Genomic DNA, 11,506 nt, shown 5'->3' with positions numbered 1-11,506 from the left:
CACGGATCTTCTCCCGGCCGACCTCATAGGGATCGGTGGGCGGATAACTCCGCCCCACGAAGGACTGGTCGAGCGCCATCGGCTCCGCACCTCCTGCTTGCTCTATTGACCGGTACGGGTCATTCAACGACACGAGGCCGCCCCCGATCACTCGGGGACGGCCTCGTGTACGAGCCTGATTTATCGCGTCTCGCGGTGCGCGGTGTGCGCGTTGCAACGCGGGCAGTGCTTCTTCATCTCAAGACGGTCCGGGTTGTTACGCCGGTTCTTCTTGGTGATGTAGTTCCGCTCCTTGCACTCCACGCAGGCCAGCGTGATCTTCGGGCGGACGTCGGTGGCAGCCACGTGAGTGCTCCTTGACGAACGGATGGGACATTTAACGCAAGAAAGAGTAGCCGATCGAAGGACCGACCCCGCAATCGGCTACTGTCAGTAGCGGTGACCGGACTTGAACCGGTGACACAGCGATTATGAGCCGCTTGCTCTACCGACTGAGCTACACCGCTGCGATGCGATCGGGTCCCGCCTTGCGGCGGGAACCTCTCACACCAGAGCCCCAATACGGAATCGAACCGTAGACCTTCTCCTTACCATGGAGACGCTCTGCCGACTGAGCTATTGGGGCGAGCGATGAAGACATTACACGGTCCGCCGCCGTTCGCCCAAATCCGTTTCCCGGCCCCCGCACGGGACCCACGCGGAACCCCCCGGCGCCCCCTTTGTCCTGACCTGCACCCGCCCGTGTCCGCCCGGCCCGGCCGGGCCCGCGGGCCCCTTCCACGCACCGGCCACACCGGTACGACTATTGCGCTCCTCCCCGACAGCGCCGGACGGCCGCCCTAGGCTCGACTCACTCTGCGTGATCTTGCCCCGAGCCCGGGCCCCGAGCCCTCCTCACCGCCGAGCCCCTGGAGCGCGATGCCCGACAGCCAGCCGCAGCCGCCCCACTCGTCGTCGGGCGGGCAGCCCGACCCGGCCGCCCTGCTGCTGTGCGGCGCGCGTCTCGCGGACGGCCGGACGGTGGACGTACGGCTGGGCCACGGGCGCATCGAGGCGGTCGGTACGGCCGGCAGCCTGGCAGCCGGCCCGGCCCGCGGCGCCGGCACCCGCGTGGACCTGGGCGGCTACCTCCTCCTCCCCGCCCCCGCCGAACCCCACGCGCACGCCGACACCGCCCTGTCCGCCGCGGACGGTCCCGTCTCCTACTCCCCCGAGGACGTCCAGCGCCGCGCCACGGAGGCCGCGCTGCTCCAACTCGGCCACGGGGCGACCGCCCTCCGCGCCCACGTGCGCGTGGGGGACGTCCAGGGGCTCGGCGCACTGGCCGCCGTCCTGCAGGCCCGTCGGTCACTGCGCGGACTGGCCGAGCTGACGGCGGTGGCGATGCCCCGGATGCTGACCGGGGTGGCCGGCGCGGACGGTCTGGCGATGTTGCGGGACGCGGTGAAGATGGGCGCCGCCGTGGTGGGCGGCTGCCCCGACCTGGATCCCGACCCGACGGGTTACGTGGAGGCCGTGCTGGAGGTCGCCTCCGAACACGGCTGCCCGGTCGACCTGCACACCGACGCGGCCGATCCGGCCCGTCTGGCCCGCTTCGCCGCGATGGCCGGCGGTCTGCGCCCCGGCGTCGCCCTCGGCCCCTGCTCCGCCCTCGACCGCCTCCCCGCCGAGGCCGTCACCCGCACCGCCGACCGACTGGCCGCCGCCGGTGTCACGGTGGTCTGCCTGCCCCAGGGTGCCTGCGGCGCCGTCGAACGCCGCGGCACCGCCCCCGTACGGCTGCTGCGCGCCGCCGGCGTCCGCGTCGCGGCCGGGAGCGGCGCTCTGCGAGACGTCTCCAACCCCGTCGGCCGCGGCGACCCCCTGGAGGCCGCCTACCTCCTCGCCTCCCGCCACGGCCTGCGCCCCGAGGACGCCTACGACGCGGTGAGCACCTCCGCCCGCGCGCTCCTGGGCCTTCCCGAGGTCCGCGTGGAGGCCGGCTTCCCCGCCGACCTCCTGGCCGTCCGCAGCGACCGCCTGCCGACCGCGCTGTCCCTGGCGTACAGCCGCATCGTGATCCATCAGGGCCGGGTGGTGTCCCGCACGAGCGCGGTGAGGGAGTACTGCGACTCGGCGGCGGCAGCGGAGTTGGGGCTGCCGCGGCAGGGGCGGGGCGAGTTGTCGTAGGTCGGGCTCGCGCGGGAACCGGTGTCCCGGAGCGGACGCCACCGGAGGGCGGATCACGGCGACGGGTATCGCACAGCGGACGCCGTGGAGACGGGTGCCGTGGAGAACGGGTGCCGTGAAGCGGAGCCGAGGAGCGGATGCCGTCAAGCGGCGCCGAGGAGCGGATGCCGTCAAGCGGCGCCGAGGAGCGGATGCCGTCAAGCGGCGCCGAGGGGGTGTGCCGGCCGGAACGCGGCCCGCCCGTTCGGGCGTTCGCGTGGGGCGGCGGGCGGGGCCGTACGGGCGTACGGTCGGAAGCATGCGCATTGTCATCGCTGGGGGTCATGGTCAGATCGCGCTGCGGCTGGAGCGTCTGCTCGCCGCGCGCGGGGACGAGGTGGCGGGAATCATCCGCAAGACCGAGCAGGGCGACGACCTGCGGGCCGTGGGCGCCGAACCGGTCGTGCTGGACCTGGAGTCGGCGTCGGTGGAGGAGGTCGCGGAGCGGCTGCGGGGCGCGGACGCGGCGGTGTTCGCGGCGGGCGCCGGCCCGGGCAGCGGGGCGGCCCGCAAGGACACCGTGGACAAGGGCGCGGCGGTGCTGTTCGCGGACGCGGCGGTCCGGGCGGGCGTGCGGCGCTTCCTGATCGTGTCATCCTACGGCGCGGACCCCGACCACCAGGGCAACGAGGTCTTCGACGTGTACCTGCGCGCCAAGGGCGAGGCGGACGGGTACGTCCAGGGCCTGGACGCCCTCGACTGGACGGTCCTGCGCCCTGGTTCGCTGACGGACGACGCCGGCAAGGGGCTGGTCCGTCTGGAGGCGCAGACCGGCCGTGGCTCGGTGCCGCGCGACGACGTGGCCGCAGTCCTGGCGGAGTTGCTGGACACCCCCGCGACGGCCGGTCTGACCCTGGAACTGATCAGCGGCTCGACGCCGGTGTCGGTGGCGGTGAAGTCGGTCGCGGGGAACTGAGCGGAAACGCAGCACCGGGGACCGAGCCCCCGGGAAACTGAGACCTCGCGAACTGCGATCTCGGCAAGCAGTGGCGGGAACCGGCCGCCGGGGCCCGTTTCTTCGGGGTCCGGTCCTCGGCCTCGGGCTCCGGTCCTCGGCCTCCGGCCGGTGGTCAGAACAGGGACAGCTGCCCGGGTATCTCGGGCACGACGTACCCGTCCAACGACGGCTGCACGGCGCCCAGTTGCGCCGTGCGGCGGGAGCCGGGGCAGGAGGTGAGCTGCCCGTTCCCCCGCGCCCCGGGCGGGTCGTGCCGAGCGAACCGGCCGGCGACGACGGCGATCTCGCGGCGGCACTCGGGGCACGTTCTGCGGCGGCTGGACATGGGGTCAGTGTGCCCGAGTGGGCCACGCGAGTACCCCCTTCCCGCCGTGCGCCGCGCTCGCCGCGCGGAACCTCGCCCTCCTCCCTAGCATCCGTACATGTGGCACATACCTTCGAGGAACTCGTGGAGAAACAGCGCGCGGCCGACGAGGCCCACGCGAGGGTGCTGGGCCTGCGGGACGCCTACGGCGCGCCCACGGCGGCCCCCTGGTCGGAAACCCAGACCGACACCTACGAAACCGCGTGGCGCGCCTGGCGCGACCTCGCCCGGGACGCCCAGGCCGCGGTGACCGAGTACGCCAAGGACCAGGGCAAACCCCGCGCGGACGTGGAGGCGGAGGTGAGGCGGACCGCGCAGACCCCCGAGGAGACGGCCTCCGGGGAGGAGTGAGGCAGCTCACCTGCGCCTCGCCCGCCAATGACGAGAAACCCCCTCCGCTCTGCGTTTCCGCAGTTCGGAGGGGGTCTCACTCAGCGTGGCGGCGCCAGGATTCGAACCTGGGAAGGCTGAGCCGGCAGATTTACAGTCTGCTCCCTTTGGCCGCTCGGGCACACCGCCGGGGTTGCTGCCGTTCGAACCGCTTTTCGGCGGTGCTCCCTGGCAACGACGTAAACGATACCCGATGGAGAGGGGTGCTTCGCCACCTGGATTCCGCGCCGCCGGGAGGGAGCTGGGTGGCTAGGCTTGTCCGGATGCGGCCCGCGTCTTACGCCGGGCTCGGCGGCAGCCCCCACGGACGCCGACACGCACCCGAACACACCCCGATACAAGGAGCCACAGGACATGGCCGACTCCAGTTTCGACATCGTCTCGAAGGTCGAGCGGCAGGAGGTCGACAACGCCCTCAACCAGGCCGCCAAGGAGATCTCGCAGCGCTACGACTTCAAGGGCGTGGGCGCCTCGATCTCATGGTCCGGTGAGAAGATCCTCATGGAGGCGAACTCCGAGGACCGGGTGAAGGCTGTCCTCGACGTCTTCCAGTCGAAGCTGATCAAGCGCGGGATTTCTCTGAAGGCCCTGGACGCAGGCGAGCCCCAGCTCTCCGGCAAGGAGTACAAGCTCTTCGCGGAGATCAAGGAGGGCATCTCCCAGGAGAACGCGAAGAAGGTCGCGAAGCTCATCCGGGACGAGGGCCCCAAGGGCGTCAAGGCCCAGGTGCAGGGCGACGAGCTGCGCGTCAGCTCCAAGAGCCGCGACGACCTGCAGGCCGTCATCGCCCTGCTGAAGGGCCAGGACTTCGACTTCGCGCTGCAGTTCGTGAACTACCGGTAGGCACCCCTGGCCGGCGCCTGCGGCGCTGCGTCACTGTCGCTGGTGAACAGGAAGGGTGGGCATCCGCGTGGTGCTCACCCTTCCCGCCCTTCGGCTGCGGGTCAGGGACGCTCGCTCAGTCGCGCGAGTGGCCGAACAGGATGCGGTAGACGATCAGCAGCACGAGGGATCCGCCGATCGCCGCGGCCCAGGTGGCGCCGTCGTAGAAGTCCTTGGTGATGGGGTGGTCCAGCCAGCGGACCGATATCCAGCCGCCGATGAACGCGCCGGCGATGCCGATGACGATCGTGCCGATGAAGCCGCCCGGGTCCCGGCCCGGCAGGAGGACCTTGGCGATGACTCCGGCCAAGAGCCCCAGAATGATCCAGCTGATGATGCTCATGCTCTAAACCTGCCCTTCCGCGCTGTGCCCGCACTGTCCCGGGACTGTGGTGCTGCTCCGGACAGGCTGTGTGTCCGTGCGGGGTGCGCGCGTTCGTGCTGTGTTGAGGGGGACGACGCCCGGGCTGAACCCTGCGGTTCCCTTGGTCAGTAGGGTGCGGCCCATGACACAGTCCGATTCACCGGCCGAGCTTCGGCGCACGCTGGGTGTCGGGGACGCCGTGGTCATCGGACTCGGCTCGATGATCGGCGCCGGCATCTTCGCCGCCCTGGCCCCCGCCGCCCACGCCGCCGGGTCCGGGCTGGTGCTCGGACTCGCGCTCGCCGCACTGGTCGCCTACTGCAACGCCATGGCGTCGGCGCGTCTGGCCGCGCTCTACCCCGCCTCGGGCGGCACCTATGTGTACGGGCGGGAGCGGCTCGGCCCGTTCTGGGGGTACCTCGCGGGATGGTCGTTCGTGGTCGGGAAGACGGCCTCCTGTGCGGCGATGGCTCTGACGGTCGGGGCGTACGTCTGGCCGGGGCAGGCGCACGCGGTGGCGGTCGCGGCCGTGGTGGCGCTGACCGCGGTGAACTACGGCGGCATCCAGAAGTCGGCCTGGCTGACACGGGTGATCGTGGCGATGGTCCTGGCGGTCCTCGCTTCCGTGGTCGTGGTCTGTCTGGGGTCCGGGGAGTCCGACGCGGGGCGGCTGGACGTCGGCGCCTCCGGGGGCGTCGGCGGGGTGCTTCAGGCCGCCGGCCTGCTGTTCTTCGCGTTCGCCGGGTACGCGCGCATCGCGACCCTCGGCGAGGAGGTGCGGGATCCGGCGCGCACCATCCCCCGCGCGATCCCGCTGGCGCTGGGCATCGCGCTGGCCGTGTACGCGTGTGTGGCGGTGGCTGTCCTTTCCGTGCTGGGGTCGGGGGACCTCGGAAGCGCTACGGCGCCGCTGGCCGATGCCGTGCGGGCGGCCGGTGTGCCGGGGCTGGCGCCGGTGGTCCGGGGCGGGGCCGCCGTGGCCGCGCTCGGTTCGCTGCTCGCCCTGATCCTGGGCGTCTCGCGTACGACGCTGGCCATGGCGCGGGACCGCCATCTGCCCGGCGGGCTGTCGGCCGTGCATCCACGCTTCCAGGTGCCGCACCGGGCCGAGCTGGCCGTGGGCGCGGTGGTCGCGGCCCTCGCCGCCACGGTGGACGTACGGGGCGCGATCGGCTTCTCCTCCTTCGGTGTGCTGGCGTACTACGCGGTGGCCAATGCGTCGGCGTGGACCCTGGACCGGGCTCCCCTGAAACGGGCGCTGCCCGCGCTGGGGGTCGTCGGGTGTGTGGTCCTGGCGTTCGCGCTGCCGGGGACCTCGGTGGTCGTGGGGGCGGGCGTGCTGGCCGCGGGTGCTGTCGCGTACGGGGTGCGCGGGTGGCTCGCCTCGAGGCGGCGGTAGGGCAGGAGCCACAGGCGGTGCTGCATCGAGGGCCGCGCCGGGATGGCGGACCCGGGCGGCCCGACGCCCAGGTCCGGTACCTATCTGAGGGTGGGTTGCCGGCGCCCAGGTCCCGCGCTCGTACGCGAGGATCGGTGGCCGGCGCCCAGGTCCCGCGCTCGCATGTGAGGGGCGGTGGCCGGCGCTGCGCTCAGGCCGTTCTGGATATTGCGACCGTGCGCCGCGGACGGGCGTCGGCCCGTCGTACCGCCGGTCGTGTCTGTGCGTACTCGTTCTCGGTCATGCGTTCATGATGCGGCCCGGCACTGACATTCGGGTGGGCCTGTGGACAACCGGGCAGTTGTGGAAAAGCGGCGGTCGAGTGGTGGCCGGCGGTCGGCGGTGCGGGACGCTGCGGGAGGTGAGACTGCGTCAGCGGGCGGCGAAGGGCCGGTCGGTGGGCACGATGTCGCGGCCCAGCGGAAGCAGTGAGACCGGGATCAGCTTGAAGTTGGCGATGCCGAACGGGATGCCGATGATCGTGACGCAGAGGGCGATGCCGGTGACGATGTGGGCGAGGGCCAGCCACCAGCCGGCGAGGACCAGCCAGAGGACGTTGCCGACGCAGGAGGGGGCACCGGCGTCGCGGCGCTCGACCGTGGTGTGGCCGAAGGGCCAGAGGGCGTAGACGCCGATGCGGAACGCCGCGATGCCGAACGGGATGCCGATGATCGTGATGCAGAGCAGCAGGCCCGCCAGCACGTACCCGAGGAACAGCCAGAAGCCGCTGAGAATGAGCCATATGACGTTCAGGATGGTCTTCACTGGTGGTGACCTGCCATCTTCTCGAGACGGGCGATGCGCTCCGCCATGGGCGGGTGCGTCGAGAACATCTTGGACAGTCCCTGGCCGGGTCGGAACGGGTTCGCGATCATCATGTGGCTCGCGGTCTCGATGCGGGGCTCGGGAGGCAGCGGAAGCTGCTTGGTGCCGAGTTCCAGCTTGCGCAGGGCGCCGGCGAGGGCCAGGGGGTCGCCGGTGAGCTGGGCGCCGGAGGCATCGGCCTCGTACTCGCGGGAGCGGCTGATGGCGAGTTGGATGAGGCTGGCGGCGAGCGGGCCGAGGAGCATGATCAGGAGCATGCCGAGGAGGCCGGGGCCGTCGTCGTCGTTGGAGCGGCCGATGGGGATCAGCCAGGCGAAGTTGACCAGGAACATGATCACGGAGGCGAGGGCGCCGGCGACCGAGGAGATGAGGATGTCCCGGTTGTAGACGTGGCTCAGTTCGTGGCCGATGACGCCGCGCAGTTCACGCTCGTCGAGGAGGCGCAGGATGCCCTCGGTGCAGCACACGGCGGCGTTGCGCGGGTTGCGGCCGGTGGCGAAGGCGTTGGGGGCCTCGGTCGGGGAGATGTAGAGGCGGGGCATGGGCTGCCGGGCCTGGGTGGAGAGCTCGCGGACCATGCGGTAGAGCGCCGGAGCCTCGAATTCGCTCACCGGGCGGGCCCGCATGGCGCGCAGGGCCAGTTTGTCGCTGTTCCAGTACGCGTAGGCGTTGGTGCCGAGCGCGATGAGGACGGCGACGACGAGCCCGGTACGGCCGAAGAAGCTGCCGATGACGATGATGAGCGCGGACAGTCCCCCGAGGAGTACTGCGGTCCTGAGTCCGTTGTGCCGGCGGTGCACGGTACGCCCTCCAAGTCGTGCGGCAGGGGAACCCTTTGCTGGTTGATCTTGCCTCTGATCTGCGGTGCCACCGGTGTCGTGGTGTCACGTCCAGTGGAACCTCCCGTTTTGGACAACGCCAGGCGAGGAGGACAAGTTCCCTTGTGCGGCCGGGGGCATGCGTGGGCCGTCCGGGTGACGGCTCAGAAGAGGGCCGTGTCGGTGAAGCGCAGGACCAGCTGGGGTGCTCCGGAGAGGGCGACGCCGAGGACGGCGGTGAGGGCCAGGGCGGCGGTGAGGGGCGCGGGGACGCGGTGCTTGACGGGTTCGCCCTCGGGGGCGCGGAACAGCAGGGCCGTCCACTGGAGGTAGTAGTACAGGGCGATCACCACATTGACGGCCATGACGACCGCCAGCCACCCCAGGCCCGCGTCGACGGCCGCGGAGAAGACGGTGACCTTGGCGAAGAGGCCGATGATGCCGGGCGGCAGTCCGGCGAGGCACAGAAGGAAGAAGGCCAGGAGGAGGGCGGCCAGGGGATTCTTCGCGTACAGGCCCCGGTAGTCGGTGAGGCGGTTCGCGGCGTTGGTGCGGCCGACCAGGGCGGCAACCGCGAAGGCGCCGAGGTTCACGGCGGCGTACATGAGGGCGTAGGCGACGGTGGAGCCGATCGCGTGGTCGGCGTCGTCGGAGTACGCGGCGGCGGCGATGGGGACGAGGAGGTAGCCGGCCTGGCCGACGGAGGACCAGGCGAGCAGGCGTACGGCGCTGTACGCGCGCGTGGCCTGCTGGCGGAGCGCGCCGAGGTTGCCGACGGTCATGGTGAGGGCGGCCAGTGCCGCGAGGGCGGGTCCCCAGACGTCGGCGTACGAGGGGAAGCCGATGACGGTGACGAGGATGAGGCCGGAGAAGCCGACGGCCTTGCCGACGACCGACAGATAGGCGGCGACGGGGAGGGGAGCGCCGACGTAGGTGTCGGGGACCCAGAAGTGGAAGGGGACGGCGGCGGTCTTGAAGGCGAAGCCGACGAGGGTGAGGACGACGCCGGTCTGCGCGAGGGTGTGCAGTTGTCCGTCGACGTCCTGGATGCGATCGGCGACCTGGGTGAGGTAGAGGGTGCCGGTCGTGGCGTAGACGAAGCTGATGCCGAGGAGGCTGACGGCGGTGGCGGTGACGGAGGACAGGAAGAACTTCAGGGCGGCCTCGGAGGACCTGCGGTCGCCGTGCCGGATGCCGACGAGGGCGAACGCGGGCAGGGAGGCGACCTCCAGGGCGACGACGAGGGTGGCGAGGTCGCGGGAGGCGGGCAGGAGGGCGGCGCCCGCGGCGGAGGACAGCAGGAGGAACCAGAACTCCCCTTCGGGGAGTTGCCTGCGGGCGTCCTTGAGGGCGGTGACCGACAGGAGGGCGGCCAGGAGGGCTCCTCCGAGTACCAGGAACTGGATGACCAGGGTGAAGCGGTCGGCCGTGTAGCTGCACACGCTCGTGTCGCCGGTCAGGCAGAAGGTGGAGCGGCCGCCGTCGAGGAGGGGCAGCAGGAGGGCCGTGGACGCGGCGAGGCCCGCGACGGAGAGCCAGCCGAGGAGCGGCTTTCTCGCGTCGGGCACGAACAGGTCGGTGACGAGGACGACGAGACCGACGACCGCCGCGAGGGTCGGCGGGGCGATCGCGAGCCAGTCGACGGACTGGACCAGCGACGCGGCCAGGGGTTGGGCCGGGGAGCTCATCGGGTGCCTCCTGCGAGGAGCTGCTGCACGGCCGGGTCGGTCAGGCCGAGGAGGGTCTTGGGCCAGAGGCCGGCGACGACGGTGAGGACGACGAGCGGCGTCCAGGCCGCGAACTCGTAGGTGCGGACGTCGGTGAGCCGCGGGAGGTTCTGCGGGGCGGCGCCCATACAGACGCGGCGGACCACGACGAGCAGGTAGGCGGCGGTGAGCAGGGTTCCGAACGCGGCGATCACGGTGAAGGTGACGAAGGCGGGGCGGCTGAGGCCGTCGGCGGGGTCGAAGGCCCCGAACATGGCGAGCATCTCGCCCCAGAATCCGGCGAGGCCCGGCAGGCCGAGCGAGGCGACCGCGGCGAAGGCGAGGAGGCCGCCGAGGCGCGGGGCTCTGCCGTACAGGGCGGCGCCGGTCTCCTCCGCGAGGGTGTCGAGGTCGGTGGTGCCGGTGCGGTCCTTCAGCGCGCCGACCAGGAAGAAGAGGAGGCCGGTGATGAGGCCGTGGGCGATGTTGGCGAAGAGGGCTCCGTTGACGCCGGTCGGGGTGGTGGAGGCGATGCCGAGCAGGACGAAGCCCATGTGGCCGACGGAGGAGTAGGCGATGAGGCGCTTGAGGTCACCCTTGGCGCCCTGCTTGGCGAGGGCCAGGCAGGCCAGGGATCCGTAGATGATCCCGACGACGGCGAGGGCGGCGAGGTAGGGCGCGAAGGTATGGAAGCCGTCGGGTGCGATCGGAAGGAGGATCCGGACGAACCCGTACGTACCCATCTTCAGCAGGACACCGGCGAGGAGGACCGAGCCGACGGTCGGGGCGGCGGTGTGGGCGTCGGGCAGCCAGCTGTGCAGCGGCCACATCGGGGTCTTGACGGCGAGCCCGAGCCCGATCGCCAGAACGGCGATGACCTGCACGGATGTGGTCAGCGGCCGGTCGTTGTCAGTGGCGAGTGCCACCATGTCGAACGTGCCCGCCTTGATTCCGATCAGGAGCAGGCCGAGCAGCATGACCACGGATCCGAGCAGCGTGTACAGGATGAACTTCCACGCCGCCTGGGTCCGGCCCTCGCCGCCCCAGCGGGCGATGAGGAAGTACATCGGGATCAGGACCATCTCGAAGGCGAGGAAGAACAGCAGCAGGTCGAGGACGGCGAAGGTGGCGAGGGTGCCGGACTCGAGGACGAGCAGAAGCGCGACGAACGCCTTCGGGCTCGGGCCCGCGGGCAGGTTGAAGTACGAGTAGAGCGCGCAGAGGAAGGTCAGCAGCGCGGTCAGGACCAGGAGGGGGAGGGAGATGCCGTCGGTGCCGAGGTGGATCCGCACGTCCAGTGCGGGGATCCAGCTGATATCGGTCGTGGCCTGCATCTTCGACGGCTGGTCGTGGTCGAAGCCGAGCGCGAGGACGATCGCGGCGATGAGGACGGCGCCGGTCACGGTGACGCCGTGCCGCAGCACGGCCTGCTCGGGTGACCTGCCCTTCAGCCCGGGCGGGGCGGGCAGGAGAGCGGCGACGGCGCCGAGGAGCGGGCCGACGACGATGAACGCCAGAAGGAACTGCATCACGGACTCGCTGATATCGATCAC

The 11,506-nt window shown here is 71.3% G+C and carries 12 protein-coding genes, 3 tRNA genes and 1 pseudogene; 5 read left to right on the top strand and 11 right to left on the bottom strand.

Annotated elements, in window-relative coordinates; translation table 11 throughout:
• The 4 genes and pseudogenes from ACIHAR_RS38575 to ACIHAR_RS38560 all read right to left on the bottom strand — a co-directional run.
• Nucleotides 1–79, bottom strand: a pseudogene (locus tag ACIHAR_RS38575) (MaoC family dehydratase); the annotation flags it as partial.
• Between the two features lie 101 nt (nt 80–180).
• A complete protein-coding gene (gene rpmG, locus ACIHAR_RS38570) occupies nt 181–345 on the bottom strand; it encodes a 50S ribosomal protein L33 (protein ID WP_003948671.1) in 165 nt (54 codons plus the stop codon).
• 88 nt (nt 346–433) lie between these two features.
• Nucleotides 434–506 (bottom strand) — tRNA-Met (locus tag ACIHAR_RS38565).
• A gap of 46 nt (nt 507–552) precedes the next feature.
• A tRNA-Thr gene (locus ACIHAR_RS38560) sits at nt 553–625 on the bottom strand.
• 293 nt (nt 626–918) lie between these two features.
• Between ACIHAR_RS38560 and ACIHAR_RS38555 the strand changes: the two genes are divergently transcribed.
• Together ACIHAR_RS38555 and ACIHAR_RS38550 are read left to right on the top strand one after the other, a co-directional pair.
• Nucleotides 919–2,169: an amidohydrolase family protein gene (locus tag ACIHAR_RS38555; RefSeq protein WP_365460909.1), complete on the top strand. Its 1,251-nt coding sequence runs from the start codon at nt 919–921 to the stop codon at nt 2,167–2,169.
• Between the two features lie 298 nt (nt 2,170–2,467).
• Nucleotides 2,468–3,124 (top strand): NAD(P)H-binding protein, encoded by a 657-nt coding sequence (locus ACIHAR_RS38550; RefSeq protein WP_365460907.1) that lies wholly within the window; start codon nt 2,468–2,470, stop codon nt 3,122–3,124.
• A gap of 154 nt (nt 3,125–3,278) precedes the next feature.
• On the opposite strand, the gene ACIHAR_RS38545 is transcribed toward ACIHAR_RS38550, so the two are convergent.
• A complete protein-coding gene (locus ACIHAR_RS38545) occupies nt 3,279–3,491 on the bottom strand; it encodes a hypothetical protein (protein ID WP_365460905.1) in 213 nt (70 codons plus the stop codon).
• Nucleotides 3,492–3,590: 99 nt separating this feature from the next.
• Between ACIHAR_RS38545 and ACIHAR_RS38540 the strand changes: the two genes are divergently transcribed.
• Complete coding sequence (locus tag ACIHAR_RS38540; protein WP_365460903.1) at nt 3,591–3,881, top strand: hypothetical protein; 291 nt, start codon at nt 3,591–3,593, stop codon at nt 3,879–3,881.
• Between the two features lie 86 nt (nt 3,882–3,967).
• Here the strand turns inward: ACIHAR_RS38540 and ACIHAR_RS38535 are convergent.
• Nucleotides 3,968–4,049: transfer RNA gene (locus ACIHAR_RS38535), tRNA-Tyr, on the bottom strand.
• A gap of 225 nt (nt 4,050–4,274) precedes the next feature.
• Here ACIHAR_RS38535 and ACIHAR_RS38530 point away from each other — a divergent pair.
• Nucleotides 4,275–4,763 carry a YajQ family cyclic di-GMP-binding protein gene (locus ACIHAR_RS38530; RefSeq protein WP_360332014.1) on the top strand — a complete coding sequence of 163 codons (489 nt, stop codon included), beginning with the start codon at nt 4,275–4,277 and terminating at the stop codon, nt 4,761–4,763.
• Nucleotides 4,764–4,878: 115 nt separating this feature from the next.
• On the opposite strand, the gene ACIHAR_RS38525 is transcribed toward ACIHAR_RS38530, so the two are convergent.
• On the bottom strand, nt 4,879–5,145 hold the full coding sequence (locus tag ACIHAR_RS38525; RefSeq protein WP_400023895.1) for a GlsB/YeaQ/YmgE family stress response membrane protein: 267 nt from the start codon (nt 5,143–5,145) through the stop codon (nt 4,879–4,881).
• A 163-nt stretch (nt 5,146–5,308) separates the two neighbouring features.
• Here ACIHAR_RS38525 and ACIHAR_RS38520 point away from each other — a divergent pair, with 163 nt between their 5' ends.
• Nucleotides 5,309–6,565 (top strand): APC family permease, encoded by a 1,257-nt coding sequence (locus ACIHAR_RS38520; RefSeq protein WP_400023893.1) that lies wholly within the window; start codon nt 5,309–5,311, stop codon nt 6,563–6,565.
• A 411-nt stretch (nt 6,566–6,976) separates the two neighbouring features.
• On the opposite strand, the gene ACIHAR_RS38515 is transcribed toward ACIHAR_RS38520, so the two are convergent.
• The 4 genes from ACIHAR_RS38515 to ACIHAR_RS38500 form a co-directional block, all read right to left on the bottom strand.
• Nucleotides 6,977–7,369: a YccF domain-containing protein gene (locus tag ACIHAR_RS38515; RefSeq protein ID WP_365460853.1), complete on the bottom strand. Its 393-nt coding sequence runs from the start codon at nt 7,367–7,369 to the stop codon at nt 6,977–6,979.
• Nucleotides 7,366–8,229: a zinc metalloprotease HtpX gene (htpX, locus tag ACIHAR_RS38510; protein ID WP_388748829.1), complete on the bottom strand. Its 864-nt coding sequence runs from the start codon at nt 8,227–8,229 to the stop codon at nt 7,366–7,368. Before htpX ends, ACIHAR_RS38515 begins: the two co-directional genes overlap by 4 nt.
• 182 nt (nt 8,230–8,411) lie before the next feature.
• Nucleotides 8,412–9,935, bottom strand: a complete 1,524-nt coding sequence (locus ACIHAR_RS38505) for an NADH-quinone oxidoreductase subunit N (protein WP_400023891.1) — start codon at nt 9,933–9,935, stop codon at nt 8,412–8,414.
• Nucleotides 9,932–11,506: a NuoM family protein gene (locus ACIHAR_RS38500; RefSeq protein ID WP_400023890.1), complete on the bottom strand. Its 1,575-nt coding sequence runs from the start codon at nt 11,504–11,506 to the stop codon at nt 9,932–9,934. Before ACIHAR_RS38500 ends, ACIHAR_RS38505 begins: the two co-directional genes overlap by 4 nt.

It is taken from the genome of Streptomyces sp. NPDC052016 (assembly GCF_044548445.1).
In the GTDB taxonomy this organism is placed as follows: domain Bacteria; phylum Actinomycetota; class Actinomycetes; order Streptomycetales; family Streptomycetaceae; genus Streptomyces.
Note: the sequence above shows the minus strand (reverse complement) of the source record. Positions and strands in the feature narration are given on the sequence as shown.